We start from the raw sequence: 25,893 nt of genomic DNA on the forward strand, positions 1-25,893 counted from the left end.
TTCCCATTGTATCACATGGAAAGACGCCGCGCCTTCACAGCGCGTTCTCCCGGACATGAGTTTTGTCGAATTCGGGAGAATTAAACCAATCGCCGCTGACCGCCCAAGTCGCATCAAGCGGAATCCATTTTTCCTGTTCCGGCAGGTAGACTTCATTCCAGGCGTGCGGCCCGTATCCGCCGCTCCCGTCATAGCCCCGTCCGGTCACCACCTGGACTTTGAGATCAAGCGAGCGGGCCATTACCGCATAAAGTCTGGCGTAGTCGATACAGACGCCTTTGCGTGTGTCGAACGTGTCCTGCGGGGTTTGCTCTTTCCAGATGCGGTGCTGCTCATAATTGTCCGCCTTCTCATGATCGTAAACCACCCGGCTGCCGATCCAATCGTACAGCTTTCTGGCTTTCTCTTCGGCTGTCCCCGCGTCTCCCGCAATTTCTTGGGCGGCACCCTCAATATCGGCGGGAATCTCACGGTCGACCACCTCGTACCTGCGGCTGAGAATGCCGTGCATTTCTGCGGCCACCGTTTTGGTCAGCACCGGGAGCTTCTCCTGTACCGCCCGGCCGGCTACCGGCTGAATCACGGCGTCCGCACTCTGCCGGTAAACCGGCGATCCTTCCACATAACGGCTGAAGGTGCTGTCCGGATTCAATGCAATGCCCACGAACAGCGCGGCTACAACCACAATCCCGCGTGCGGCCCCGATCAGCAGGCCCACCGCTGCGCCTCCAATCCGGCTGAAGCCAAAGGCTCGCATCGGCCGGCGCGCCTCCCGGATACGCCGGGGCAGCGGGAGCAGCGCAAGCAGCAGCCGGATCAGCAGCCGGACGGCAGACCACACCACCAGCAGTACCGCGGCATAACGCAGCAGCGGCGAATCTGCCAGTGAAGACGCGAGCGTATAGCCGAGCTGAGCCCAGGCCGAAGCCTGCCCTTCCGGCATCTCGACCTGAGCGGCCCAATCCCGCACCAGCGGGGACAAATAAGCGGCGGCGGGGACAGCAAGCACCAGCGCGCCAAGCGTCGCCAGGCCCGACCCGAGAAACGAAACTAGCCTGCCAGCCGAAGCGGGCAGGCCGCGTACCCAGCCCTGCAGCACAGACAGCAGCACAATCAGCAGCAGCCCGATAGAAATCAGATGTCCTTCACGTATGCTTTCGAGCCATTCAGCGATCATCACGTTCCTCCTGCCGTTCTTCGTTATTGAGCGCCGGCATCGGAATGCTGTTTGGCTTCTTTAACAAAGGTGTTCATCGTGTCATTAATGCTCCATTCGCCAAGCGAAATGCCCCGGAATGTGACTTGAACCTTGTCGGAATCCGCCGCCCCCCGCACTTCAAGGTTCGGGGATTCAATCGTAAAGGTGCCGTCTCCATTAGAAATGTACTTCGCATCCTGGGCCTCTTTCAGCATCGCTTCGCCGGCCTCTTCTTTCAGTGCGGCTACCGTGTCGTCGGTTACCTTGCCGACGGCTGCCCCAATGGAGTCGAGGTTTACGGTGTCTTTAATCTGATCCAGCGTGATTCCGCTATAGATAAACAGACCCACCACTATCAAAATAACGATCAGCCATTTGATGACCGTCTTGACCAGGTTGATCACCACAAACAGCACAATAAGTGCAACAACAATGACAAGCCAATTTTCCTTGATAAACTGCATCCATACCTGTGTATCCATCAATCCTTCAACACTCCCGTCAGCTGATATCCCGTATTTGGGCGTCCGTTCTCCCGAAGACGGGCACGGCTATTCATTATTATACATGAACCCGGCGTGTAATTCATGATTCTCCGGCGGTGGAATAACCTGCCTTCCCGCCACGTACAGTACAAGTATCCGGGTGCCCGTCCGCCGGCACCGCTGTCCAGGAACTGTAACTTTTTTGGGCTCGACAAGAAAGGGGGTTACCGAGTGAAAACCGCAATCTGGCTGTACCTGTTTTTATTTCTTGCTTTCTTCGACCTGCATGCGCAGTACCCGATTCTTACACCGTTCGCACTGTCGCTTGGCGCAGGTCCCGCCTTTATCGGCTGGATGATGGGCATGTATTCGCTTACGCATTTGCCCGGCAACCTGCTGGCGGGTAATCTGATCGACCGCCGGGGCAGCCGCCGTTACATTGTCTTCAGTCTGACGGCGGCAGGCATTATTTTGCTATTCCAAGCGCAGGCGACCCAGCCGTGGCATCTGCTGGTACTGCGGGCCGCAAGCGGGTTTGCACTGGCTTTTTTATCTCCCGCATGCATGACGCTGCTGGCTTCGCTCTCTCGAGATCCTGTGACCCAGGGGAAATACATGTCCGGCAACGGCATCATACACACGCTTGCTTCCGTTGTGTCGCCGGCGGCCGGCGCTTACATCGTCACCCATGCCGGGTACTCGGGTACTTTCGGATCTCTCGGCTGGCTGCTGATCGCAACCGGTCTGCTCGCGTATTTCAGCCTCCCCCGCCATCGGGCGGAGGAGCGGGAACACCCCTTGCACGCCGCTGCAGCTGCTCCCGCTCTTTCTCCAAAGGCCGGTCAACAAGATTCCGTGTCGATTCGCTACTATCTGCTGCCTTTTTTTATCTCCTGCGCGCAGGGCGTGCTTTTTTTCGAGCTTCCCCTCGCACAGGAAGGCAGCGGCGGAGGCATGCTGTCAACCGGAGTGCTGCTGTCCCTGCTGAGTCTGGGCGCTTTATCCACGTTAAGCCTGCTGTTTCTGGCCCGGCTTGAGCCGGAAGGACGAATCGCTGTCGGGCTGCTGGGCATGGCCTTGTGTTTTTTTATGCTGGCTGCGTTTCCTCTTCTTCCGCAAGGCGCCGTTTTGTTTGTCATGGGAGCAGCCAAAGGAATCCTGCTGCCGGCCGTCGCTTCGCTGTTTATCCTGCTCGGCGGTCCCGGCCGGCTCGGCCGCACGTTTTCGAGACAATCGATCGCCATGTCGCTTGGCGCCTTTGCAGGTCCAGTCGCGGCCGGCCAGCTTCGGGGTACCGTGTCTCCCTATTTCATCGCTTTTCTCCTGCTGATGACAGCACTGCTGCTGCTGCCTTGGCGGCAGGCAAACAAAGCCGCGCCGCTTGTTCCCCGGGCGGAGTAGCTCACGGCTTCAGCCCTGTTCCATCGTGCCAAGTACAATGGCTGCTATCAGGACTGTCTAGGCTCCTCCTGCTGGCTCACCGGATAAAGTGTCCTTAAAACTAGGCTGGCGCACAGTCCCGAAGAAGGCGAATGCATAAGATACATTGTAGTCAACGCCCTGACGAAAGTGTGGTGAATTTAGCCGATGACCCAATACCAGCATTGCCAGGAGCCGCAGGCTGTATCCCCTGCAGCGGCCTGCCCGACACCATTCTGGACGTCCACCGGAACGATTCTCGTCCTTTACATCCTGCTTGTCATCATTTTGCGTACCTGTTTTGTGTAAAAATAGAGACGCCTTATACGGGCACCGCTCCATCCGCGGGCTTATCCGTCAGCCGGGCATGGCCCATTCTTATTCCAATTTTGGCATTCCAAGCAGACCGGTCAAGGCGGCGCCTTGCCGGTCTGCTGTATTTTATTGACCATTCCGGCTTCTGGTCTGCTGTACTTACTGCCGCCCCAGCTGTCAGATGCATTTACGGTCTGCTTGCCCTCCCGCTTCACAGGCTCCTGCCTAACGGGGCGGAGCTGCAATAAAAGACAGCGCAAAGAAAATCCCTTCAACATTTCCCGGGGAATGTTGACAAGCACCGCTGCCGGGACAGCCCCGCACTTGTGCTAAATTCCGCCGCTTGGGTACAATGATAGCAGCGGAGGTGAATGCCATGTCCATTATTATTATCGTCGAAGGAAAAAACGACCGCAGCCGCCTGCGGAGACTGCTGAAGCCGGAAGTGGACATTTTGTGCACCTTCGGGACGCTGAATACCCTGAAGCTGGAGTCGCTCCGCAAGAAGGTCGGCCACAGCGAAGTATACTTGTATATGGATAACGACAGTTCAGGCAAGCGGATTCGCGGTGTTCTGCGGGATGCCTTCCCTGACGCCGGTCATATTTATACCCGGAGGGGTTATGCCGGGGTTGAAGGAACACCGGACGAATACCTGATCGCTCAGCTGGAAAAAGCCGGACTGGAGGAGTTCATTATCTACCCCGATCCGCATGTTTTTTATTGAACATACAGGCTAAATTACACGCTTTAACAAAAAATCGCCTTGTTCACTCCGGACCGCAAAGGGACGAAATGAATAAGGCGTTTAAGTGAGCACGCTTCGCTGGCGCACGCTGCGAATGCTGCTTGGATTACTGCCTGGCTGACGAAGCGCTGCGAACGCCGCATGACAACTGCATAGCTGATGCAGCGCTGCGAACAATTACTGCTAACTGGCGCAGTGCAGCACACGGCAAGTGATTACTGCTTGGCCAGACGCTCCACCTGATCGGCTAAGAAGTCAGGCGTAATATTTTCGGTATCGCCGGGATTATAAAGCGCCCGGAGACGATTGTCCCGGTCTACCAGCCCGATCAGGTCAGCATGGGCGAAATCATCAGGCGTTTTGCCTGCAATCATAATCTTAAAGGACTGCTCCGCCAGCTTCCGCACTTTCTCCTGGTCGCCGCGCAAAAAATACCAGCCGCTGTAATCGGCCTTGAAGCGGCCTGAAAACTCGCGGAGCTTCTCACGCGTATCATTGGCCGGGTCGAAGCTGATGGACACCAGCGACGCATCCGTCCCGAATAATCCCCGGTCCTTTAACCGCTCCTGCACCTGAGACAGCACAAACGTAGTGACGGGACAGACGTCCGGGCAGCTGGAGAAAAAGAAATACACCAGCCGGACCTTTCCTTCCGTATCGGCGAGGCTCACGGTGCTCCCGTCCACATTTTCAAACGAAAAATCCTCGACTTCGCTGATGACAGGCAGCTCTTCCTCGCCAAACGCAAAAGTTGAGATCGCCAGATAAGCGGACAGCAGCAGCGCCGCCCCAAGCAGAATCCAGGTCCATTTGTATTTCCGCAGTATCGTCACGTTCCGCTCCCCCGTTCTTAAGTTCGGCCGTGCAGGCGCTCCATGTGCGCTTAAATATGCGTGGTGTTCAGCACCAATACGATCAGGCTGACCGTCAAATAATTAATGGAAAATAAAAAGTTCTGTTTCGCCCAGGCTTCGTCATTCTCTTCCTTGACGCGCAGTCCCTTGAGGGTTAGACCCAGCCACAGGACGGACAGCACCGACGAAGCAACCAGGAAGAAGATACCTGCATAATCATACGTATAAAAAAGTACCGAAACCGGCAGCAGCAGCAGCACATAAGGAATCATCTGCAGCTTGGTGCGGCGCACGCCTTTGACAACCGGCAGCAGCGGGAAACCCGCGGCGCGGTATTCTTCTTTGCGGCGGATGCCCAAGGCCCAGAAATGCGGCGGCTGCCACAGGAACAGCAGCGCGAACAGCAGCCAGGCTCCAGCATCCACAGTACCCGTTACGGCCACATAACCGATAACCGGGGGCATCGCTCCGGAAATCGCACCCACGGAGGTACTCCAGGTGGAGGTGCGTTTCAGCCACAGCGTGTAGACCACCACATAAACAAACATTCCCACGATGCCGAACAGTCCGGCCAGCAAGCCCGCAAAACCAAACAAAACGGCCAGACCCGCTATACCAAGCAGCGCGGCGTACACCAGCACGTTTTGCGGCTTCATCCGGCCCGTCGGCAGCCCCCGCTCGCGTGTGCGTTCCATTTTCATGTCCATTTCGCGGTCAAAATAATTATTGAACACGCATGCCGAAGCCATAACCAGCATCGTGCCGAGCAGGACCAAAATCAGCCTGCCGTATTGTACCTGCCAGCCTGAAGCTACCCAATAGCCGGCGAACGTTGCAATGAGGTTGGATCGAAGTATACCCGGTTTAGTAATGGCGATATAGTCTCGCCAGGATGCCGTCTCTTGAGACGAAGGTTTGGACGAAACCGGTGCGGAATCGGAAGGAGCCTGAACTCTCAATTGATTTTCCACGTCTCTATAGTTCCTCCTTATCAGTTTTGCGAAGCAAAACCCGCTAGCCAAGGCCGACTGCCTCCGCGTCGAGTCCTTCATCCCGCAGTTTTTACAATTAACTAAATACTGGCTTTCGCTGTTAACTTTATCATAACAAACCCGAAAAGACTTTGACAATGATCGCTCAGGATGTTCATTAATTCGACAATTACGTGACGGCGATTTTTTTATAAAATTATAATAACCGGTAATAAAAATGGGTAGTTATTAATAGAGAACTTCCGAACTTCCGCTAAAGGAGACCTGACTATGGATACCGCCACACATTTTGTTATGGGACTTGGCCTTGCCGGACTGTCCTTCGTCGATCCTTCCGTCGCCTCCGATCCTTCGCTTGCCGGCGCGGTGATGCTGGCAACCATTTTGGGCTCCCAGGCGCCCGATGCCGATACGGTGCTGCGGCTGAAGAACAACGCGCTTTACATCCGGAATCACAGGGGGATCACCCACTCCCTGCCTTTTTTGTTTTTATGGCCCGTTCTCATTACCGCCGTGGCCGGCCCGCTGTTCGGAAGAGCGGACGGCTCATCGCTTCAGCATATTCTAATGTGGAGCTTCATCGCCGTTGCCGTACATGTGTTCACCGACCTGTTTAACACCTACGGCACACAAGCGGCCAGACCGTTTACGGAGCGCTGGATTGCCTGGAACATCATCCATATCTTTGACCCGTTCCTGTTTGCCAGCCACGCGGCGGCCATTGTTCTGTGGGTGATGGATATCGTTCCCCCGGTTCCGCTGTTCATCACGCTGTACGCCACCGTCGCCGTTTATTATCTCTGGAGGACGATCGTGTACTTCCGGGTTACGCGGGGAATCCGGCGGATCGATCCGCGCGGGAGCAAAGGCGACCGGTATATGGCCATTCCCACCATATCGCCGCGCAGATGGAATGTCGTGAAATCTCGTCCGGATGGCAGCTATGAAATCGGCCAGCTCAACGGTTCGCGTCTGGATTGGATCCGCCGCGCGGAATCCACGGACCATCCGGCGGTGGAACAGTCGAAGCAGCATCCCGATATCCAGGCGTTTCTGTATTTTACTTCTTATGCTATTGCGGAGGTTGAAGAACTGCCTTCCGGTTATATTGTGCGCTGGGGAGATGTCCGGTATTTGCACCGCAAACAATTTCCTTTTGTGGCAGTGCTGTCGATGGACCATGATTACCGCCCGCTTGGCGCTTATGTAGGCTGGCTGAGCAGCGAGAAGCTGGACGAACGCTTTGCCGTCGATCCCGGTTCCATTTAAAAGTGCAGCTTTTTTAATAGATAGGGTTTATAGCGGATAAAAAATCCAGGAGTGCCCGCGGCGCTCCTTTTTTGATATGAAAAAGCAGCTGCCCGCCGCTTGGCCGCGTTACGGCTTGACGCGATGGCAAAGGGTAAGGCACAATAAAAGCGTTTACGAAATGCGTGACGGCAAGCGCAAAGCCGATTGCGGAGAGGAGACCCGGGATGAGTAAAGGTTTATCGCTCTGGTTCGCGTCATCATCTATTTTACTTTTGACATTCGCTTCAATCGCCATCAGTTACAACTTGTGGGCGGCGTTTGCGCTTGGCATAGCCAGCGTGCTCAATATAGGCTGGGGCTTTATCATTAAAGCAAGACGCCGTCAGGAATAATCCTGGCGGCACAGCAAATGCAAACAGCCGGCCTGTCGGCCGGCTGTTTGGTTAACATCCACTAATTACCGGACGGGAAGAAAGCCCATCCGTTCCCGGACGCCCGCCATAGTTTCGGCAGCGGCGGCACGGGCCGACTCCGCTCCTGCGGCGAGGATGTCTGGCAGCTCTCCGGAGCTGCGGATTTCCCGGTAACGCTCCTGCAGCGGTTCAAGCTGTGCGACAACCGCCTCAGCCAGTCCTTTTTTGAACGCGCCGTACATCTGTCCTTCGTAGCGGTCGGCCACTTCCTGCAGCGTCATCCCTGCGCACTCTGCATAGATGGTCATCAGGTTGCTGACCTCCGGCTTGTTCTCCGGATCGTACCGGACTTCGCTGCCGGAATCGGTTGTCGCCCGGCTGATTTTTTTGCGGATTACATCCGGCGGATCCAAAAGAGCAATGTAACTGCCGGCGTTCGGGTTACTTTTGCTCATTTTTTTGGATGCATCGTCCAGAGACATAATGCGTGCGCCCATTTTCGGGATATACGGCTCGGGAATGGTGAAGAATTCGCCATAACGGCTGTTAAAGCGGCCGGCCAGATCCCGGGTAAGCTCCAGATGCTGTTTTTGATCTTCACCTACAGGAACAAGGTCCGTATTGTACAGCAGAATATCCGCCGCCATCAGGGACGGGTAGACGAACAGCCCGGCGCCAACCGATTCCTTACCGGCCGATTTATCTTTGAACTGGGTCATCCGCTCAAGTTCGCCCATCGCAGTCAGTGTTGTCAGCATCCAGCCAAGCTCGGCATGCTGCGGCACATGAGACTGCATGTACAGTTTAGACCGCTTCGGATCAATTCCGGCAGCCAGGAACAGCGCCGCCACTGCTTCCGACTGCTCCCGGAGCGCTTCAGGGCTCTGAGGTACAGTAATCGCATGCATATCGACAACCACAAAATAGCATTCATGATCATCCTGCAGTTTAATGAAATTTTTAAGCGCGCCGATGTAGTTGCCTAATGTCAGCAGACCGCTGGGCTGAATGCCCGAAAACACACGTTTAGTCATTTGTGGATCCCTCCGTGATTGATAAGCAGCGTTCTCTGCCGGCCTGTCCGAAACGGATTTCTTGCAGTAAAGCTTCCCCTATAGGCTTCCATTTCCTCGGCAAAGGTGATCCTGAACTTGTAAGCACGCAAAAAAGGCCTCCCATCCGCAAGGGACGTGAGACCGTGGTGCCACCCTTATTCGCCGCCTCTGTTCCATCAGAACATGCAGGCAGCCTTCAGATTCCGTTAACGGGGAATGGCCGGCCGGTCTACTGGGAAGGCTCCTTCCGTTCGATCGCGGCGCTCCGGGGTCCATTCGGCGAAAAGGCGCTTACCGGTTCGCATCAACCACCGGCTTTCTGAAAGCTCCACGTCCGCTTACTTGTCCCCATCATCGCATTAGAGACTTTTGCTGCTTTGGTATTCTAATCATAGGGGAGACCAGGCGCGGTTGTCAAATCCCCTCTCCCGCTGCTGCATAAATCTGTTATGATAGGATTAATCTTGTTCAACCCGGTCCTCCGGCATAGAATACGATGACGACAAAGGAGCATGGTTCATGAAACAGGTGACCAAAGGTCAATGGAACGGTTTCGATACGTATATACTGCACAGCGGAGATCTGCAAGCTACCCTTCTTCCCCGCTTGGGAAACAACGTGATTTCCCTGCTGGATGTTCGCCGCGGGCGGGAACTGCTCCGTACGCCGGACGAAAACGACCTTGAATTTTACATGCAAAAGCCTTATCACTTCGGCATTCCGCTGCTTGTTCCGCCCGGACGCATCCGTAAAGGACAATTCACCTTTGACGGAGCCGATTACCAGTTCGACCGCAATACGGCGAATGACAACCATATTCATGGACTGCACCGTACTCAGTCCTGGTGTGTCAGCGATATCGAAGAAGACGAAGACGGCTGCGCGGTAACGACCGAATTCCGGTCTGCCGACGATCCCCATTGGATGGAGCAGCTGCCTGTACCGCTCCGGTTCGAGTTGACCTTCCGGCTGCAGGATACGAAGCTGCACCAGCGGCTGAGCGTTACGAATCTTGGAGAACGGCGGATTCCATTCGGCATGGGCTACCACTCCTGGTTCTTAATTGACGGCCAGCCCGAACGCTGGACGCTTACCCTTCCGGTTGAAGGCATCTATGAACTGAACAGCGAGCTGCTGCCGAGCGGGCGCCTGCTCCCGCTCGGAGAGCTGGAGGCGCTTCGTACCGGAATGAATCTTAGCGGCGTCAACTTTGATACGGCGCTGCGCATGGAAGCCGGCCAACCCGCCGAAGCTCTGATGCTCCGCGAGGATGGCTGCGGGCTGCGTTATACTGCCGACCGCAGCCTGTTCAAGCATTGGGTGATCTATACCAAAGGACCAGCCGACCAGTTCCTGTGCATTGAACCTTACACCTGGCTTCCCGATGCGCCTAACGTCTCCGGTGATCCGGAGTTCACCGGACTGCTGCCGCTTGAGCCGGGACAGCGTATAGAGCTGTCCACCTGTGTAGAGCTGATCTCTCCAGAGTCTGAGACCAGCAAATAATTACCATCCTTTTTTTCTCCTGCGAGAATGCATGATTTAAAGTCACCACGCCCATACTATCTTCACAACGGGCGAAGGAGGTGACAAACATGGGTATGGCAGGTCAAAGCCAAGGCGGAAGCAGAGGCAGCAGAAACAACCTGATCGTTCCTCAAGCGAACGCAGCGCTGCAACAGCTGAAGTTTGAAGCGGCTCAAGAGCTTGGTGTGACAATCCCTCAAGACGGTTACTACGGAAACTACACTTCCCGCGAAACCGGATCTCTGGGTGGTTACATCACCAAACGTCTCGTACAGCTGGCTGAACAGCAATTGTCCGGACGTTCCAACCTGTAGCACGTCTTTCTTCATTATCCGGCTAGCAGGCTAACCCTGCATGGTCCCGGCGGCCCGCGGTAACAGTGCGCCGCGCCCTCCGCCCAAGGTCAACAGCCGCAAGCTTGCCGACCCTTCGTTCTCCTCCGGGAGAGCGGAGGGTTTTATGTATTTGCAGGTTCAATTTAAAAGTGTCTTTGCCCCTAACCGATCGACTGGTCTTTCTTAGCTTCCCCTGTGCTGCGCGGATAGCGGATCATCAAATTGGCCATGTTGTAATTGGACTCGAGCGTCGCGTCAACGATAACCATCCCTTGGCGAAGCGCAAATTCGTAGCTGATCTCCCCGTGAGTCCAGCGTCTTTTGTACTTTAGGCTCTCGAGCGCCATTAACCGGAACGAGGCCTGCTGGACCGCATTCATCCCCCCCTCTTCTTCATTAAATACGCCGCCTCTTCCAGCCAAGGGGTTATGACGGATACCGAATTTCCCGATGACATTATTGCGTATTTGCACAAATACCGTGCCGGACGACAGGCCCGACAGCTCTTCCTGAAGTTCTTTAAACACCAAATCCAATTGTCTAGCAAGCGAAAGCTGGTCTGTGTTGAGCATACCCTTCCTCCTTAGTCCTACATACCGGCCTTTTGTATAAGGCTTTAGACTCATTATAGAATACGCTTACAGCACAGTACAACATAATTCAACATAAATGGGTTATAGTTACTATATATGCGCATTTTTCTTGTTCTCTTCTGACAACCCCGCTTTAATTTGCGTTCTTTCGACAGCATCCGCATTAAAAAAAGCCCCCGGTTTCGGGGGCTCTTTCGCATTCACACCTAAGAAGCCTGTTGTTTTGCCGCGCTTCTCCTTCTTCAGGAGCGGCAGGTTCACTATTCTGTCATTCTTAGGAACTCTTCGATGTCCGTTTTGATCAGATCGGCAGCACCCTGCCAGAAATCCGGCTGGGTCAAATCCACGCCCAAATGCTTTTGGGCCAGATCCTCAAGCGTCATGACGCCTGTATCGCGCAGCAGCGCATCATAGCGTTCTGCAAATCCCGGGCCTTCTTCCAGCGCCAGCCGGTACAAGCCCGTGCTGAACATGTAACCCACTGTATACGGGAAGTTGTAGAACGGAACGTCTGTCGCATAAAAATGCAGCTTGGATGCCCAGAAATGCGGATGATACTGCGACAGCACGCCGCAGAAAGCTTCCTTCTGTGCCTCTTCCATCATCTCGCACAGCTCATCTGCACTGACCAGTCCGGATTTGCGGCGCTCATAGAACCGCGTCTCGAACAGGAAGCGGGCATGGATATTCATGAAAAACGCCACGGCGTTCTGGATTTTGGCCTCCAGCAGGGCTACCTTCTCTTCGCTGCTTTCCGCCGCTTTAACCTGCGCATCCGCAACAATTACCTCGGCAAAAGTCGACGCCGTCTCCGCCACGTTCATAGCATAGTTCTGGTTGAGGAACGGAAGGTCTTCCAGCACATAAGAGTGGTAGGCATGCCCTAGCTCATGGGCCAAAGTGGAGACGTTGGAAGCTGTACCGCTGTAAGTCATAAAAATAAGGGATTGCTTCGCGACCGGGAACGACACGCAGAAACCGCCGGGACGTTTGCCGGGACGGTCTTCCGCCTCGATCCAGCGGTTCTCCAGCGCGTGCTGCGCGAAGTCCGCCATCTTCGGGCTGAATTTGCGGAATTGTTCCACAATCTCCGCCGCCCCTTGATCGTAGGAGACGGAACCCCCGGATTGGCCCACTGGCGCATCAACATCATTCCAGGCAAGCGATTCCAGGCCAAGCAGCTTCGCTTTGCGGTTCAAGTACTCAACCAGCATCGATTTGTTGCGGCCGATGACTTCCCACATCATGTCGAGCGTCTCCCGGGACATCCGGTTCATCGCCAGCGGCTCTTTCAGCGGATCTTCCCAGCCGCGGCGGCCATACAGCTTCAGGCGGAAACCGGCCAGATGATTCAGTGTGTCGGCGCAAAAATCTTCCGCTTTTGTCCAGGCTTCCTCCCATTTGGCGAACATTTCACGGCGCACCTGCGGGTCCGGGTCATCCAGCTTGTTGGCGGCCTGGCCGACCGAAAGCTGCTTCTCCTCTTCCCCTTCGCCAAACGGAATAGTTACGGAAGTGACAATCGTATCGTAATGCTCGCTCCAGGCATGATAGCCGTCGACTGCCAGCTCCAGCGCCAGGCTCTCCAGTTCGGGGCTCAGCTTCTCTTTGGCACGGTCTCTGCTCTCATCCAACACGAAGCGCAGCGGTGCTGTGCCGGGTTGTTCCACCCATGCGGCCCATACCTTGTCGTCAACCTGGCGAAGCAGATTTTCCAATTCGGCCTGAACGCCCTGGAAGCGGGCTCTCAGCGTATTAACGCGTCCGGATTGGCGGACCGCGCCTTTATCATGCTGATCCTGTGCGCCAAGACAGCCTACAAACTCCGACGCTTCAAACAGGCGTGCCATGCAGCTCTGCATCAGCTCCACCAGCCCGTTCAGAGAAGATGCGCTCTGCAGGTCCGCAGGGACTTCAGCCGCCGCGGTCTGCCGATCCAGTTCGGCAACGTCGCTCTCCAGCTGCTGCAGAAAAGCGTTCAGCTCCGGGGAATCGGAGCCGCCCGCAAAAACGGGATCCAGATCCCAAGTCATTGGCAACGGTTGTTTCATAAGAATTCACCTTTCTTTCCAAGTCACCGCACAGCAGGCGGATCATTTGATTTTGATATTGTGTCTGAGCCGTGGTAAAGTGAGGGGGATTAACACCAGAACCGCAAACGACTCATTCTGGACAGGAGGAATTACAATGCCGCCCCTGAAAATATCGCCGGAAACGGCTATCGCGTTATCCAAGAAGCTCGGCGTGCCGCTAGAGCATCTCATGCATATGCCCCAGCATATCCTGCTGCAAAAAATCGCCGAGCTGGCCAAAACGGACCCACCGGCCCCGGGACAGGAAGCTCCCCCGTCCGACGAGGGCAAGAAATGATTCCCTTCAGTCATGCGTGGCCTTACGAAATCATTATGGGCGATATCTATGTACAATCCTGCCCGTTCTGCGGCCAGGATAACGTGCTGCTGCCCATGAAGCCTAAAGAGCTTGTCAGCGTCCGCGAAGGTAAAAAAAAGCTGCTTGTGTTCCCGTGCTGCAGCTCCCGCCCGACAGTGGTCGACTCGGACGCGGATTATTTGCTGTTCGATCAGGCCGTCCGGTAAAACCATCCGGTTGTCAGTTACGGCCCAAAGGTACGGCCGTTCTTATCCATCCGAAAAGACGCGGAGAAGCGAACCCTCGCTTTCGCGTCTTTTTGGTCTGCCTTCCAGCAAGTCTCCCCCTGCGGCCTGGCAGCCGGATGTATGCGGTCCGCAGATTTGACGTTATTGCGCGCCTGGAGCTGCCGTCTCCTGACCGCCGTCTCCCGCCCGCATCTGCTCCCTGAGCAGCGCCCACTGTTCCCGAGCGGCCCGGATCATTGCCGCATCCATGATCCGCTGGTCGTTAACCAGTCTGGAGAACCATTTGACGGCTTCGTTAAAATCGCCTACCCGGCGGTGCAGCTCGCCAATGAGGTACATCAGACGGGCATCGTTGCCGCTTACTCCGTCATGTTCGTACACTTTGATATACGCCTCCAGGGAATGCCGAAGAAAACGAAGCTCCTGCTCGGTCTCCCCCTTGTAGCGGTACAGCCAGGCAATATGATGCAGAAAACTTGCGATAATCCGTTCCTTGTCGTTGATGCACTGTGCGCAGAGCAGCGCCAGCTTATACGATTCCAGCGCGGTTTCCCAGTTCCGTTTGCCCCGGAATTCCCGCTGGGTCCAGCGGTGGCCGATCTGCTCGCTGAACGCCTTCCGCTGCCATTCGGCCAGCTTGTCCGCCGAATGCTCTGTCGACGCGAACCCGCAGCGCGGGCAGACCCGCACCACATAATAATCGGGATTCTCCTCTTTGTAATAAGAGCAGAAATCGGAGTCCTGGCGGACAGCCCGCTTCAGGCTCGGTCTGACTCTCGAGGTATGAAATTCATGGTCGCAGTTACAGCAGGAAACTTTGATTTCGTACAGCGGTACCAATTCAGTCAACGGTCCTTCAACCCTTTCGTGTTCAACCTTCGCTGTCTACAGTATCGGACGAATTCACAAAATGATGGGCGGGACCGGCCAGACGGTTCAGGACGGTCGAACGGAGCGGTTCCTCCACTCCTGTGTCTTCCAGCGCTTCTCTCATGCAGTCAAGCCATTCCTCCGCACGCTTGGGCGTGACCGGAACATGCATATGGCGCGCCCGCATCATCGGGTGGCCATGCCGCTCAGAAAACAGCGGGGGACCGCCAAAGAACTGCGTCAGAAACTCATGCTGCTTCTCCATCACCGGAGCGATATCTTCAGGGAACAGCGGTCCGAGACCGGGATGCTTCTGCACCTTCCCGTAAAACGTCTCCACAAGCCGGCGCAGCCCTTCCGCTCCTCCTAGATTCACGTATAAGCTCTCATTCGGATTCATCGTTTGTACCAGCTTTCCTTCCGAGTTCTATCTTGTTTGCCGACATCTCCGATTATACCATCAAACAGGGGAGGTCTGGAAATACAAATAACGTACGGAGTATCATATGAGGCCTAAAAGTATCCCAAGGGAGGGTCCCGTACAGCACAAAAAAGGCGCTAAACGTCGTCCGTTCAGCGCCTTGTCGCCATATCAATAAGTCCGCCAATCCTCATCACCCGGCTGGACGAGGGAGGCCCGGATCACATACACAAAAGCACACACAAGAACTCCGGCAACTACGCTCATCGCCATCACTCCATCCCTCAAAATTAACTAAGCAGCTTGAGATGTTACTGTGAATTGCGTTATTCGATTTGATGGTGTTAGTTAATATTATAATATCACAAATTCGTGAAAAAATCATCCCGATTTGTAACCGCTTACGTTATTTTTTTGTACTGTTTGTCCCGATTTCGACATATATTTGGCAGCAGAACCGGGAGGGGAGAACTATGAAAGCTACTACGCTCCGTACCGTCCTGCTCGGATGCGGTCTGGCGGGCCTGCTGCTGCAGACGCTCCGTTATCCCGAAGCATCGCTTGCGGCCGGATTGCGCGGACTGTCCGTTTGGTGGGATGTGCTGTTTCCGTCGCTGTTTCCGTTCTTCGTTATCTCCGACGCGCTGCTCGGCTTCGGCGTCGTTCATCTATTCGGCACGCTGCTTGATCCGCTTATGCGGCCGCTGTTCCGTATTCCCGGCAGCGGAGGATTTGTTGCGGCGATGGGTTATGTCTCCGGCTACCCGGTCGGCGCCCGGCTGACCGCCAAGCTGCGGGAGCAAAACCTGGTGACGCGCGAGGAGGGCGAACGGCTTGTCGCTTTCACCACCTCGTCGGACCCGATCTTTTTACTGGGCGCTGTCTCGGTCGGTTTCTTTCATGATGCCCGCCTCGGTCTGATCCTCGCCGTCGCCCACTACGGCGGCGGCCTTCTCGTCGGGCTGCTGATGTCCCTGCACGGGCGCGGCGCGGACCGTTTCGCCAGCCGGAGCGGAACGCGGCCCGTCGGCCGGAGCGGAGCGCGTTCCGCAGCGGGCGATCCAGCCTCGGGACCTGCCGGACCCGCCGGACATACCAGACCCGACGGTCCGCAGGCCGGGGGTCCAAACCGTTCCGCACCAGTACGGGGGCCGAAGCCCAGCGCTCCAAACCCCTCCGCACCGGCACGGGGGCCGAAGCCCGGAAGACTGCAGCGGGCGCTGTCCGCGATGGCCGAAGCAAGGCGGGCCGACGGGCGCAGCTTCGGCGAGGTGCTGACACAGGCCGTCCAGTCCTCGCTCAGACTGATGGTTGTGGTCGGCGGGCTGGTCGTGTTTTTCACCGTCCTGATGGAGCTTCTTAGGCAGGCCGGCATTCTGCCGATGCTGTACAAGCTGGTTTCGGCCATCCTGTCGCTGCTGGGCGCCTCTCCCGGACTTGCCGAGTCCATCGTCAGCGGCACCTTCGAGGTAACGCTCGGCGCGGCTGCCGCCGGGGGCGCGGCCGGAGTTTCCCTGCCGCTGAAAGCTGCGGCGGCTGCGTTTGTGCTCTCCTGGGGCGGTTTATCCGTGCACGCCCAGGTCGCCAGTATTTTGCATGGGACGGGACTCCGTTATCTCCCCTTTATGCTTGCCCGGCTGGTGCATGCCGTCATTGCTGCGGTACTGTGTCTGCTGCTGTGGAAACCCTTGATGCATCCCAGGCTTTCCGTACCGGCCTCGGGGCTGCCCGAGGGTCTGGAGCTTCACATTCCCTGGCTTATTACGGGCTCGGGACGGCTGATGGTCGCCTTCCTTCTTTTTCTGCTGCTGGCTGCTGCGGCTGTGCGGGGCCTAAGGCTATTGCGGGATAACCGGGGCAGATAAGTCCGTCTGCCTCTCCATAACCGCGCCGGTCCATTTTTCTGCGGCCAAACATTGTGTTCCCGTGCAGGATTGATTATGATCGGAGTATGACCGAAATCTGCAAAGGAGCTAGTTCATCTTGAGATATTATGTCCTGGACCGGGGCGATCAGCTGTCTATAGAGCTTAGCCAACAATTTCACCAGCTGGCCGCGGAGCGGAACCTGCAGCTTGACGCGAAATCGCCGGAAATCGTCATATCGATCGGCGGGGACGGAACGATGCTGCATGCGTTCCATACCTTTATCGACCGGATTCCCGATCTGGCTTTTGTCGGCGTGCATACCGGCCACCTCGGATTTTATGCCGACTGGCAGGCGGACGAGCTTCCCGAGCTGATTGATTATATGTGCGGCACCGCCGATTCGAAGCCCCACACGCCGCGCATTGTCAAATATCCGCTGCTGGAGCTGGAGGTGCACAAGAAGTCGGGCACGTCCACCCATATCGCTTTAAATGAGTTCACGCTTAAGGGCGTGGACGGCACCATTGTCATTCAGATTGATCTGAACGACACGACCTTCGAGATGTTCCGCGGAGACGGGATCTGCGTATCAACGCCTTCAGGGAGCACCGCTTATAATAAGAGTCTGGGAGGCGCAATGGTTCATCCGACGATCGACGCGCTGCAAATTGCCGAGATCGCTTCAATCAATAACCGCGTGTTCCGGACGATGGGTTCGCCGCTGCTGCTGCCGAAGCATCACCACTGCGATATTTTTTCGCGCAAGGAACAGCGGCTGCTGCTGACCATTGACCATGTCAATATTCCCGTGGACGATTTGATTTCTGTCCGCTGCCAGGTAGCGGATCAGAAGATCAGCTTTGCCCGCTACCGGCCCTATCCTTTCTGGAACCGGGTGCGTGAAGCCTTCCTGGGCTGATGCACGGCTCCGCCGCGGCCGGCGACTCATTGGGTTGCCGGTCTTTTTTGCCGTGCTGTATCCGTTTCCATTGATAGACACTTTCTAGTGAAAAATGGTATAATGAACCTATTTTACATAGCCCTGCTATAGAAGGAGCAAATCTGTTGAGAAAAAGGATATTTCCTCTGTTCGCCGCCGCTTTGATCGGTCTGACGCTGCCGGCCCAGGCCTCCGTATCGGCCTCCGCCTCCTCCGCAGCCATTCAGGTATACATCAACGGCGGCAAGCTGGCGTTTCCCGCCGGGAAGCCGGTCATGAACAATAATACGGTGCTCGTTCCCTTCCGCGCCGTGTTTGAGAAGCTCGGCCTGCGGGTTACCTGGGACGCCGGCACCAGAACCATCACCGGAGCAGGTGACGGTCTGACCATCCGGCTGACTGAAGGCAGCACCCGGGCCGTTGTGAACGGCACGGTCAAGAAGCTGCCGGTCGCTCCCAGCTCCGCAAACGGCACCACTTACGTCCCTCTCCGGATGATCGGCGAAGCGACGGGCGGCAAGGTGCTGTGGCATCCGGGCAGCCGGACGGTTATCGTTCAGACGCCCCCCTCCGAATCCGAATCGCTGGCGGAAATCCGCAAGATGATGGACCGCATGACGGCCTATATGAACAGCAAGGATCTGGAAGGATACCTTTCCCTGATCCACGATCCTTCGGCGGCCGAAGGCATACGCGATTCGATGCAGGAGCTGTTCGGCACTTATGACTTCAATTTTTCCATCGGTACGCTGGAGCTGTTTGGCATAACGTCCGGCGAGGCGACCGTTTATACCGAAGAGACCATGCGCCGGACCGGAGGCCCCTACCGCCCGGACTTTAAGGATACCTATGTTTACACGCTGGTGCGGGATAAGGACGGCTGGAAGATTGCCGGGATGAGCCAGGCTTCCTCCGAGACGCTTTTGTCCCGGACGCAGCTGGCCGAAGCATCCGGTCTGCCTGCGAAGGAGCGCGATGAAATCCGTGCGGCCCTTGACCTCTATTACCGTGCGATGAACCAGCGGGACGAGGGCGCTCTGGTCGATACGCTGAATGTGGAGCCGCAGGAGATTGAGGCGGCGCGGGACTACTACAGGCAGTTTTTTACAGGGTATAACAAGGAGCAGGTCCTTGAAGCCGCATTAATTTACTATTACGGGAACAACGAGGCAGCCGTCCATGTAACGCAGACGTACAGTGAACCATCGGACGGGGTTTACCGGCAGGAGCTTGTGTTCGTGCTTCAGCGGGCGGAGGACGGCCGATGGAGAATCTCCCAGACCTACCTGGTAGACAGCAGCCCTATTGAATCAACCGAAGGAGCGGATCCATCATGAAAAAGAAAATGCGCGGAAGCGTCCTGCTGACCTGCACCCTTGCCTTGTCCCTCTTGTTGTCCCCCGCCGCCTCCGCGGCGGAAAACCAGTCCGCCGGCAGCCAGTCCGCGGAAAACTCGGATATCATTAATGAAATCATGCAGTATGTGGAGATGTACAACATCACCGGGGTGGATAAAGAAACGCTGATTCGCGGCGCGATCGACGGCATGGTTCAGACTCTGGACGACCCTTATAGCGAGTATATGAGCAAGGAAGAAGCCGAATACTTTCAACAAATGGTTGATCTGCAGTACGTCGGCATCGGCGTAAGACTGCAGGTCACTGCCCAAGAGGTGTACATCGAAGAAGTGCTCCCGGGTTCCCCGGCTCAAGCTGCCGGCGCGCGGCGTGGCGATGTGCTGAAGAAAATCAATGGCGTGCCGATCGCAGAGACAAGAGGTGACGAATTAGACGGGAAACCGGGAACCAAGCTGTCGCTTCAGGTGCTGCGTGGCGGAGCGCCCAAGACGCTCTCCATTATACGCAAAGAGGTGGCTTACCCGGCGGTAAGCTCCAAGATTGTCGGCCCGAAGATTGGTTACATCGCATTAAGCAGCTTCAGCGAGAACGCAGGCAAAGAATTTGAGACCGCGCTGGCGAAGCTTCGCGGGGAAGGTATGAAATCACTGGTGCTGGACCTCCGCGACAACACTGGCGGTTATATGGAATCTGCCTATCAGATCGCCTCGCAGTTTATTAAAAAAGGGGTCATGATGTACACGGCCGACCAGAGCGGCGCGCTTACGCCGGTCGTTATTTCCGGCGGCAAAAGCGCAGGTGTGCCGGTTATCGTTCTTGCGAATGAAAACAGCGCCAGCGCGTCCGAAGCGCTGATTGGCGCGCTGCGCGACAACAAACTGGCGACGATCGTCGGCACCCGGACCTTCGGCAAAGCGCGCATTCAAAGCCTGCTCACCCTCTCGAACGGGGGCACGCTGAAGCTGACGACCGAACGGTATCTGACGCCGAGCAAAGAGGATTTTAATCATATCGGTTTGTCTCCGGACGTTCAGGTCAAAGACAAAACCGCCCAGCTTATCACTGCCCTGAAGCTGGCCGGCATGACTGACATCACCGCCGCGGGCGACAGCCGCGTGTTGGATATTAACGGATCGCCGTTTGCTGGCAACGTGGGGCTTCTCAAGAAAAACAACAGCTACTACGCCTCTGCCAAAGTGCTGGCCGCGCTGGTTGAAGGTAACGTGGCCTGGGACGCCAAAAATCACAAGGTTGTCGTCACCGCTGGCACTGGCAAAACGGCGGGGTTCCTCCTCTCCTCCAAAGAAGGACTCACCCAGGACGGCGAGACCTACATCCGGCTGGATGTGTTCTCGAAGCAGTTCCCTACGCTGAAGTGGACATACAGCGCAGGTACCAACCGTGTGAGCTTGTCGAGCAAGCTGCGTTAAATGTACCAATGATGCACAAAGAGCCTTTTCCCGGTTCGTTCCGGGAAAAGGCTCTTGTTATGTGCCGGTCAAATCAGGGGTTCCATCAGCCGCGTCCGGCATCCGAATCGGGTTTGGCGTTTGGACCCGTAGCCGCAGGGTTCGCGCCTGTATTGGCGTTTGGACCCGTAGCTGCCGGGTTCGCGCCTGCATTGGCGTTTGGACCCGTAGCCGCAGGGTTCGCGCCTGCATTGGCGTTTGGACCCGTAGCTGCCGGGCTCGCGCCTGCATTGGCGTTTGAACCCGTAGCTGCCGGGCTCGCGCCTGTATTGGCGTTTGGAACCGTAGCTGCCGGGTTCGCGCCTGCATTGGCGTTTGAACCCGTAGCCGCCGGGCTCGCGCCTGCATTGGCGTTTGGACCCGTAGCTGCCGGGCTCGCGCCTGCATTGGCGTTTGGACCCGTAGCCGCAGGGTTCGCGCCCGCGTTTGGACCCGCACCTGATCCCGGCCGGCGGGATTCCTTCGGTCTTCTGCCGCCCGGATGCTCCTTCTGCGGCCCGCGTCCCTGAGCATCCCGCCCTCCGCGTTCACGGTAAGGCTTGTCCTTCCGCGGCTCGCGGGCTGGAGCTTCCCCGGGCGTCCGGTTCGAAGCGGAAGCTCCGCCTTTCGGACCGGAAGCTTTCGCTTCCTGGAGCCGCGGGCTTGGCTCCCCTTCGCCGGACTGTCCCGCCGAAGGGGCCTGCGAATCGGCAGCGCCGGCTTCTTCGATCTCTGCCTGAGCGCTCTCCGCGGCGGCGGCAAGTTCTTCCTTCGAGACTTCCTTCATTTTTCGCAGGACGAAATAAGCGCAGCCGAAGTTGCAGTATTCATTAATGTAATCGGCCATTCCCGAGATGGCCGTATCGCGGTTCGCTTTGGGGTGATTATCCCGGTAAAATCCTTTGAGGCGCAGCTGGCTGTAGCCCCAATCCCCGATGATATAGTCGTAACGGTCCAGCACTTCGCTGTATCTGCCGCGAAACGCTTCCGCATTCCAACCTTCCTTGTGGTTCAACATCAGCTCGTAGCCTTTTCCGCCAATCACGATCAAGCAGAATTCGCCTGCCTTCCCTCTTAAAATCCGTATGCTGCCTCATATTATAACATGGGCGGCTGAAGTCTGCCCGCTTTTGTATCCCGCGGCAGTTAACATGGTTCGCAAAAAGTGCGGATAAAATCCCCTTCCCCGTTTCAAGATAAAGAAAAGACATGGCCGTCACTGCCGCAAGCGGCATACCCGCGAAAGCTGCGGCCAAAGCCATCCTCAAGGAGGGAATTCGGTGATGTTATCCTTGCTGCGGAAATTCGGCCGGCGGGAGACCCTGGCGTGCCTGCTCGCATCCGCTCTGCTTCTGCCCGCCGGTACGGCGGATGCCAGCCCGCTTTCGGACGCAGGCGGGAAACAGACATTTGCCGCCGGAAGCCGCCCGGAAACGGCGGCGAAGCCGGAGTCCCGGAAACCGGGATCAGGCCCGGCTGCAGCCGGCAGATCTGCCGGCGACCCGCTGGCGGACAGACGGCAGCTGTATGATCAGCTGGAGGCCGTCACCGGCATCCCCTGGTATAGATTAGCGGCCGTTGACCAATATGAACGCAGCCTGGCGAGAAGCCGGAAGGACAATCCGCCTGCCCCCGGCCGTCTGACCGCTATCCGGTTTACCCCTGAAGCGTGGAGCGGACCCACGAATCCCGATTCATCCGATACGAACCCGGCCTCCATCCGTTTCTTCCACGGACTTGGACGCGACGGTTCGGGCGACGGACGGGCCGATCCGCAAAACGATACCGATGTGCTGACCGCGATCTCCGACGTGCTGGGTCCCCACGGAATTTCGGACAGCGATTTTGCCATTGCGGTATGGGAATATTACCACAACGGCCGGGCCTCCCAGCGGATCGGGCAATATATTAAGCTATACCGGCATTTCGGCCGGCTGGACCTTTCCGGAGGCGCGTTCCCCCTGCCTGTAGGCAACAAATACGCCTACAGGAGTACCTGGGGCACCGGCCGCAGCTGGGGCGGGGCCCGTATTCATGAGGGCACCGATTTGTTTGCTCCACACGGAACGACGGTGCGGAGTACCTGCATCGGCGTAATCGAAACAAAAGGCTGGAACCGCTTTGGCGGCTGGCGGATCGGCATCCGGGATATAGAAGGGCGCTACCATTACTACGCCCATCTCTCCGGCTTCGATAAATCACTGAAGCAGGGAGATATTGTCTCTCCCGGACAGACCATCGGCTGGGTGGGCAGCTCGGGTTACGGCAAGCCGGGCACGCAGGGGAAATTCCCGCCCCATCTTCACTTCGGCGTGTACAAAGACCGGGGTCTGACGGAATGGGCATTTGATCCGTACCCGCTCCTGCGCCAGTGGGAGCAGCAGGAACGCCAGCGGATGAAACGCGGCAAACACTAGCGCAGGAACGATGGCCCTAGAGTTGTCCTGTACCAGAGTCGCCGCCAACCGGCAGACGTTATACTATCAGCAAAACCGGCATGCAGTAAAAAGCCGCGCGGACGGGAGCATTACTCCTGGCTGCGCGGCTTTTGTTACGGATACCCAATCTTTAGAATACTTTGTTTTCGGCTGCGGCGTATTGGGAACCCTTTGCTCTCGGCCACGGCGTATTTGGAAACCCTTTGTTTTCTGCTGCGGCGTATATTAGCGTTCCGATCCCGCGGCAAACTGCAGCACTTCATCCAGCACCCGTTCCCGGTCCTCTCCGTGACAGACCATGTGGCCGCTTTTTTCCGCTAACAGCACTTTTTTGGAAACAGCGGGAATGGCTTCGCGGAGATAAGCAACGCTTTTGGGCTTAACCAGATGGTCCCTTCCGCCCTGTACGATCAGCGTCGGCACTTCAATCCGGGGATACACCTCAAAGCTCTCGCCCACCATCCGGAGGAACTCGCGGGTTGCGTTTGGCGGAGTCTGCCGCATTTTGCGGACGTACTGCCTCAGCATTTCGGGGCGGACAAGCGTGCGGAGAATTTCAGGCGGATGCAGCGGAAACACCGGAGCGGACAGCAGCGTTAATGACCTTATTGATGTCTGGTATTGTACCGCCAGCCGCGAAGCAATAAGCGCCCCGGTGGAAAACCCGATCAGATGAATCCCACCGCCGGAGGCCTGCAGCCGTTTCAGCTGCTCTTCCGCGCTGTTGACCCAATGCTGTCTTGACGACTGCTTCAGTTCCAGCCGGCTTCCCCCATGTCCGTGCAGGGTAAACGTCGTGCAGGCATAACAGTTCCGGCTCATATGCTCTGCGAGCGGCTCGATTTCGAATATTCCTCCGGTAAAGCCGTGAATAAACAGGCAGTTCTCCATGGCAGCTCCTTTCATACAGTCGACGTTTGGTTTCATAACTAGCCGTGCAGCTTATTTTAGATTTCCTCCCGCGGTGGGGGAATATTCCGCATCCATTGGATACCCTGTGCGTCAGATCCGTTCCGAGAGGCGCGTTATCCTTCAATCTTACCGAAAAAACAAGCGTATCCGCAATTTTCCACAGGCAGCCCACTTAGTATCAGCGCATAAAAAAGCGCCGGCGGCACGTTTGAGTAAACCAAACGTGCCGCCGGCGCCAATCTGTACATAAGCGGGCCGCTGCCGGCCCCGCAAACTCATGGGCCGTTACGGCGTTTACTGCGTTTACTGCGTTTACTGCGTCTACTGCATTTACGGCATTTACTGCGTTTACGGTGTTTCCGCCGCATCCCCTGCCGAATTGCTGCCGGGTCCCCCTTCGTTTGCCCCGGCCGGTTCACCTCCCCCGGAACTCTCCCCATCCTGCCCCTGCGGAGCGTCTCCGCTCCGATCCTCCGCGGCAGGTGTCTCGCCGCTTCCGCCGGCAGGAGCCGTGTTCGGCGCTGTCTCGCCGGGCTTGGGGCCTGGAGACGGAGCGGGGATGGCGATGCCCGGTGCGGCGGAACTGTTTTCTCCGACCGGCCGTCCCTGGTTGTCGTAGTAGTACATCGGAACATCCCCAACGACCATGAGATAAGAAACCGGGATTTCCGTATCCACGATTTGGGGTTCCATATCAAAAGGAATCACAACGGCGACTTCCGTCACAATATGAATATAGACTTCGACCAATATCATGTTGATCCCGGCATTTTGCTGCCGGGTGTTCAGCTCCACTTTCACCGCTCCCTGCGGCTCAATTTTGACCGGCACGCTGGGTCCAAAAGACGCGATCAGCGGGCTGCCCAGCGCCTGCCCGAGCGGAATCCGCTCAGTCCGGTTGTGCAGCTGCTGCAGCGTGGATTGAATGACCTCCGCCGCTTCCGATGTGATGCGCATATGCTCGGAATAATTCAGCATAAATCCCGAGATTTTGCCGGCGCTGTCGGTTTTCCAGTCGATCAGCCGCTCCGCGCTTTCACCGCCCGCCACCTGCGAGTTGATCGCTTTATTGATGGATTCTGTTGCGATCTGCTTTACCCGGATCTGGGCCAGATGCACGATGGGCGGCTTGAGATGTTTTTCGACGTACCGGATGCCCTGAAGCACACCCAAAAGCAGCAGCAGCGCAAAAATCAGCCAGAACCTCCGGCGGCTGCGGGACACCCGCGGTTTGGCCCCGGACACCGGCCCGGCAGCTTGCTTCCGGCGGCCCGCGCTGAATCCCGTTCTGGCGCGAAAACCCGGCGACGGCCGGCTCCAAGCCAGCCGCTCGGGCCGCTCCCGCCGGGACTTGAACGCCCGCGGCCGTCTTCGCAGGGCCGGCAGCCCGGCGGTGCTGCGTCCGGCCGCCCCAAACGTCCGGCTCCACAGCTTCAGCACGCCGAAGGGGCGGGAGCCCCATTTTCCTCGTCTCATGCTTTCCCCCCTTGCCATAGCGGCCAAGCGTCCTCTTGATATAACGTATTCGAAAAAGCCGGCAACATGACCCAAAAACCGTCCGCCGCCCAAAACACAAAAAGCCGTTATCCCGCTATCCGGGATACGGCCCACATTCTGTTAACTCAAGTCAAAATAGTAGAAACTGACTTTTAGGCAGCTCGGCTTAAGTACCTCGGCTTAAGTACCGTCTGACACTTGAAGGCCTCGTCATACACAGGTTTTTTCATGGGGCACAATCTCCTTTTTCAAGGCTGCTCCTTTCAGTATATTCTGTGTCTACTATTCAGTCTTACTTCAAACTAATTACTTCTATTGGATAATTAAAGAGGATTTTG

At 56.7% G+C, this 25,893-nt stretch carries 26 protein-coding genes, 1 pseudogene and 1 other annotated feature; of the genes and pseudogenes, 14 read left to right on the forward strand and 13 right to left on the reverse strand.

What is annotated here, in order from left to right:
• Positions 1–34: 34 nt before the first annotated feature.
• Positions 35–1,177, reverse strand: a complete 1,143-nt coding sequence (locus tag ACE6ED_RS18190; protein WP_410828635.1) for a transglutaminase domain-containing protein — start codon at positions 1,175–1,177, stop codon at positions 35–37.
• Between the two features lie 23 nt (positions 1,178–1,200).
• Positions 1,201–1,680 (reverse strand): hypothetical protein, encoded by a 480-nt coding sequence (locus tag ACE6ED_RS18195; RefSeq protein ID WP_410828668.1) that lies wholly within the window; start codon positions 1,678–1,680, stop codon positions 1,201–1,203.
• Positions 1,681–1,914: 234 nt separating this feature from the next.
• Here ACE6ED_RS18195 and ACE6ED_RS18200 point away from each other — a divergent pair, with 234 nt between their 5' ends.
• The 3 genes and pseudogenes from ACE6ED_RS18200 to ACE6ED_RS18210 all read left to right on the forward strand — a co-directional run bounded on the left by ACE6ED_RS18200 (position 1,915) and on the right by ACE6ED_RS18210 (position 4,144).
• Positions 1,915–3,084, forward strand: coding sequence for an MFS transporter (locus ACE6ED_RS18200; RefSeq protein ID WP_410828636.1), 1,170 nt, complete (start codon positions 1,915–1,917; stop codon positions 3,082–3,084).
• 255 nt (positions 3,085–3,339) lie between these two features.
• A pseudogene (locus tag ACE6ED_RS18205) lies at positions 3,340–3,411 on the forward strand (sporulation protein YjcZ); the annotation flags it as partial.
• A 382-nt stretch (positions 3,412–3,793) separates the two neighbouring features.
• Positions 3,794–4,144 carry a toprim domain-containing protein gene (locus ACE6ED_RS18210; RefSeq protein WP_410828637.1) on the forward strand — a complete coding sequence of 117 codons (351 nt, stop codon included), beginning with the start codon at positions 3,794–3,796 and terminating at the stop codon, positions 4,142–4,144.
• Between the two features lie 236 nt (positions 4,145–4,380).
• On the opposite strand, the gene ACE6ED_RS18215 is transcribed toward ACE6ED_RS18210, so the two are convergent.
• A complete protein-coding gene (locus tag ACE6ED_RS18215) occupies positions 4,381–4,998 on the reverse strand; it encodes an SCO family protein (RefSeq protein WP_410828638.1) in 618 nt (205 codons plus the stop codon).
• 50 nt (positions 4,999–5,048) lie between these two features.
• Positions 5,049–5,990 (reverse strand): heme o synthase, encoded by a 942-nt coding sequence (cyoE, locus tag ACE6ED_RS18220; protein WP_410828639.1) that lies wholly within the window; start codon positions 5,988–5,990, stop codon positions 5,049–5,051.
• A gap of 291 nt (positions 5,991–6,281) precedes the next feature.
• On the opposite strand from cyoE, the gene ACE6ED_RS18225 reads away from it, so the two are divergent.
• On the forward strand, positions 6,282–7,280 hold the full coding sequence (locus ACE6ED_RS18225; protein ID WP_410828640.1) for a metal-dependent hydrolase: 999 nt from the start codon (positions 6,282–6,284) through the stop codon (positions 7,278–7,280).
• Between the two features lie 206 nt (positions 7,281–7,486).
• Entirely contained in the window at positions 7,487–7,654 is a 168-nt protein-coding gene (locus tag ACE6ED_RS18230) for a hypothetical protein (RefSeq protein WP_410828641.1), read from the forward strand.
• 65 nt (positions 7,655–7,719) lie between these two features.
• Here the strand turns inward: ACE6ED_RS18230 and trpS are convergent, their stop codons facing one another.
• Positions 7,720–8,709: a tryptophan--tRNA ligase gene (trpS, locus tag ACE6ED_RS18235; RefSeq protein WP_410828642.1), complete on the reverse strand. Its 990-nt coding sequence runs from the start codon at positions 8,707–8,709 to the stop codon at positions 7,720–7,722.
• Positions 8,710–8,856: 147 nt separating this feature from the next.
• Positions 8,857–9,094 (reverse strand) — a binding site (T-box leader).
• Positions 9,095–9,249: 155 nt separating this feature from the next.
• Here trpS and ACE6ED_RS18240 point away from each other — a divergent pair.
• Together ACE6ED_RS18240 and ACE6ED_RS18245 are read left to right on the forward strand one after the other, a co-directional pair.
• Positions 9,250–10,236 (forward strand): aldose 1-epimerase, encoded by a 987-nt coding sequence (locus ACE6ED_RS18240; RefSeq protein WP_410828643.1) that lies wholly within the window; start codon positions 9,250–9,252, stop codon positions 10,234–10,236.
• A 95-nt stretch (positions 10,237–10,331) separates the two neighbouring features.
• Positions 10,332–10,571 carry a small, acid-soluble spore protein, alpha/beta type gene (locus ACE6ED_RS18245; protein ID WP_410828669.1) on the forward strand — a complete coding sequence of 80 codons (240 nt, stop codon included), beginning with the start codon at positions 10,332–10,334 and terminating at the stop codon, positions 10,569–10,571.
• 182 nt (positions 10,572–10,753) lie between these two features.
• On the opposite strand, the gene ACE6ED_RS18250 is transcribed toward ACE6ED_RS18245, so the two are convergent.
• The 3 genes from ACE6ED_RS18250 to ACE6ED_RS18260 all read right to left on the reverse strand — a co-directional run bounded on the left by ACE6ED_RS18250 (position 10,754) and on the right by ACE6ED_RS18260 (position 13,236).
• Positions 10,754–11,164: an O-methyltransferase gene (locus ACE6ED_RS18250; RefSeq protein ID WP_410828644.1), complete on the reverse strand. Its 411-nt coding sequence runs from the start codon at positions 11,162–11,164 to the stop codon at positions 10,754–10,756.
• A gap of 111 nt (positions 11,165–11,275) precedes the next feature.
• A complete protein-coding gene (locus ACE6ED_RS18255) occupies positions 11,276–11,446 on the reverse strand; it encodes a hypothetical protein (protein ID WP_410828645.1) in 171 nt (56 codons plus the stop codon).
• Positions 11,446–13,236, reverse strand: coding sequence for a M3 family oligoendopeptidase (locus ACE6ED_RS18260; protein ID WP_410828646.1), 1,791 nt, complete (start codon positions 13,234–13,236; stop codon positions 11,446–11,448). Before ACE6ED_RS18260 ends, ACE6ED_RS18255 begins: the two co-directional genes overlap by 1 nt.
• Positions 13,237–13,372: 136 nt before the next feature.
• Between ACE6ED_RS18260 and ACE6ED_RS18265 the strand changes: the two genes are divergently transcribed.
• Positions 13,373–13,555: a YycC family protein gene (locus ACE6ED_RS18265; protein ID WP_410828647.1), complete on the forward strand. Its 183-nt coding sequence runs from the start codon at positions 13,373–13,375 to the stop codon at positions 13,553–13,555.
• Positions 13,552–13,782: a hypothetical protein gene (locus ACE6ED_RS18270; protein ID WP_410828648.1), complete on the forward strand. Its 231-nt coding sequence runs from the start codon at positions 13,552–13,554 to the stop codon at positions 13,780–13,782. Before ACE6ED_RS18265 ends, ACE6ED_RS18270 begins: the two co-directional genes overlap by 4 nt.
• A gap of 162 nt (positions 13,783–13,944) precedes the next feature.
• Here the strand turns inward: ACE6ED_RS18270 and ACE6ED_RS18275 are convergent, their stop codons facing one another.
• Positions 13,945–14,652, reverse strand: a complete 708-nt coding sequence (locus ACE6ED_RS18275; protein WP_410828649.1) for a DUF2225 domain-containing protein — start codon at positions 14,650–14,652, stop codon at positions 13,945–13,947.
• 22 nt (positions 14,653–14,674) lie between these two features.
• Positions 14,675–15,073 carry a globin domain-containing protein gene (locus ACE6ED_RS18280; RefSeq protein ID WP_410828650.1) on the reverse strand — a complete coding sequence of 133 codons (399 nt, stop codon included), beginning with the start codon at positions 15,071–15,073 and terminating at the stop codon, positions 14,675–14,677.
• Between the two features lie 494 nt (positions 15,074–15,567).
• On the opposite strand from ACE6ED_RS18280, the gene ACE6ED_RS18285 reads away from it, so the two are divergent.
• The 4 genes from ACE6ED_RS18285 (at position 15,568) to ACE6ED_RS18300 (ending at position 20,690) form a co-directional block, all read left to right on the forward strand.
• Entirely contained in the window at positions 15,568–16,959 is a 1,392-nt protein-coding gene (locus ACE6ED_RS18285; protein ID WP_410828651.1) for a nucleoside recognition domain-containing protein, read from the forward strand.
• A gap of 118 nt (positions 16,960–17,077) precedes the next feature.
• Positions 17,078–17,881, forward strand: coding sequence for an NAD kinase (locus tag ACE6ED_RS18290; protein ID WP_410828652.1), 804 nt, complete (start codon positions 17,078–17,080; stop codon positions 17,879–17,881).
• Between the two features lie 146 nt (positions 17,882–18,027).
• The gene (locus tag ACE6ED_RS18295; RefSeq protein WP_410828653.1) at positions 18,028–19,239 is read left to right on the forward strand and encodes a stalk domain-containing protein; all 1,212 of its coding nucleotides are present in this window, start codon (positions 18,028–18,030) and stop codon (positions 19,237–19,239) included.
• Complete coding sequence (locus ACE6ED_RS18300; RefSeq protein WP_410828654.1) at positions 19,236–20,690, forward strand: S41 family peptidase; 1,455 nt, start codon at positions 19,236–19,238, stop codon at positions 20,688–20,690. Before ACE6ED_RS18295 ends, ACE6ED_RS18300 begins: the two co-directional genes overlap by 4 nt.
• Before the next feature lie 85 nt (positions 20,691–20,775).
• On the opposite strand, the gene ACE6ED_RS18305 is transcribed toward ACE6ED_RS18300, so the two are convergent.
• Positions 20,776–21,753, reverse strand: a complete 978-nt coding sequence (locus ACE6ED_RS18305; protein ID WP_410828670.1) for a YutD-like domain-containing protein — start codon at positions 21,751–21,753, stop codon at positions 20,776–20,778.
• 238 nt (positions 21,754–21,991) lie between these two features.
• Here ACE6ED_RS18305 and ACE6ED_RS18310 point away from each other — a divergent pair, with 238 nt between their 5' ends.
• Positions 21,992–23,125 carry a M23 family metallopeptidase gene (locus ACE6ED_RS18310; RefSeq protein WP_410828671.1) on the forward strand — a complete coding sequence of 378 codons (1,134 nt, stop codon included), beginning with the start codon at positions 21,992–21,994 and terminating at the stop codon, positions 23,123–23,125.
• Between the two features lie 246 nt (positions 23,126–23,371).
• Here ACE6ED_RS18310 and ACE6ED_RS18315 read toward each other — a convergent pair whose 3' ends face one another.
• Positions 23,372–24,073 carry an alpha/beta hydrolase gene (locus tag ACE6ED_RS18315; protein ID WP_410828655.1) on the reverse strand — a complete coding sequence of 234 codons (702 nt, stop codon included), beginning with the start codon at positions 24,071–24,073 and terminating at the stop codon, positions 23,372–23,374.
• A gap of 333 nt (positions 24,074–24,406) precedes the next feature.
• A complete protein-coding gene (gene yunB, locus ACE6ED_RS18320; protein ID WP_410828656.1) occupies positions 24,407–25,534 on the reverse strand; it encodes a sporulation protein YunB in 1,128 nt (375 codons plus the stop codon).
• Positions 25,535–25,893 lie beyond the last annotated feature (359 nt).

The organism is Paenibacillus nanchangensis, assembly GCF_046543445.1.
In the GTDB taxonomy this organism is placed as follows: domain Bacteria; phylum Bacillota; class Bacilli; order Paenibacillales; family Paenibacillaceae; genus Paenibacillus_AQ; species Paenibacillus_AQ nanchangensis.

Coding starts and splice junctions, on each gene's coding strand:
- ACE6ED_RS18265 (WP_410828647.1), top strand. CDS start 13,373: ATGCCGCCCCTGAAAATATCGCCGGAAACGGCTATCGCGTTATCCAAG.
- ACE6ED_RS18225 (WP_410828640.1), top strand. CDS start 6,282: ATGGATACCGCCACACATTTTGTTATGGGACTTGGCCTTGCCGGACTG.
- ACE6ED_RS18285 (WP_410828651.1), top strand. CDS start 15,568: ATGAAAGCTACTACGCTCCGTACCGTCCTGCTCGGATGCGGTCTGGCG.
- trpS (WP_410828642.1), bottom strand. CDS start 8,709: ATGACTAAACGTGTGTTTTCGGGCATTCAGCCCAGCGGTCTGCTGACA.
- ACE6ED_RS18270 (WP_410828648.1), top strand. CDS start 13,552: ATGATTCCCTTCAGTCATGCGTGGCCTTACGAAATCATTATGGGCGAT.
- ACE6ED_RS18245 (WP_410828669.1), top strand. CDS start 10,332: ATGGCAGGTCAAAGCCAAGGCGGAAGCAGAGGCAGCAGAAACAACCTG.
- ACE6ED_RS18195 (WP_410828668.1), bottom strand. CDS start 1,680: ATGGATACACAGGTATGGATGCAGTTTATCAAGGAAAATTGGCTTGTC.
- ACE6ED_RS18250 (WP_410828644.1), bottom strand. CDS start 11,164: ATGCTCAACACAGACCAGCTTTCGCTTGCTAGACAATTGGATTTGGTG.
- ACE6ED_RS18260 (WP_410828646.1), bottom strand. CDS start 13,236: ATGAAACAACCGTTGCCAATGACTTGGGATCTGGATCCCGTTTTTGCG.
- ACE6ED_RS18310 (WP_410828671.1), top strand. CDS start 21,992: ATGTTATCCTTGCTGCGGAAATTCGGCCGGCGGGAGACCCTGGCGTGC.
- ACE6ED_RS18240 (WP_410828643.1), top strand. CDS start 9,250: ATGAAACAGGTGACCAAAGGTCAATGGAACGGTTTCGATACGTATATA.
- ACE6ED_RS18300 (WP_410828654.1), top strand. CDS start 19,236: ATGAAAAAGAAAATGCGCGGAAGCGTCCTGCTGACCTGCACCCTTGCC.
- ACE6ED_RS18315 (WP_410828655.1), bottom strand. CDS start 24,073: ATGAAACCAAACGTCGACTGTATGAAAGGAGCTGCCATGGAGAACTGC.
- ACE6ED_RS18230 (WP_410828641.1), top strand. CDS start 7,487: ATGAGTAAAGGTTTATCGCTCTGGTTCGCGTCATCATCTATTTTACTT.
- ACE6ED_RS18190 (WP_410828635.1), bottom strand. CDS start 1,177: ATGATCGCTGAATGGCTCGAAAGCATACGTGAAGGACATCTGATTTCT.
- ACE6ED_RS18280 (WP_410828650.1), bottom strand. CDS start 15,073: ATGAATCCGAATGAGAGCTTATACGTGAATCTAGGAGGAGCGGAAGGG.
- yunB (WP_410828656.1), bottom strand. CDS start 25,534: ATGAGACGAGGAAAATGGGGCTCCCGCCCCTTCGGCGTGCTGAAGCTG.
- ACE6ED_RS18210 (WP_410828637.1), top strand. CDS start 3,794: ATGTCCATTATTATTATCGTCGAAGGAAAAAACGACCGCAGCCGCCTG.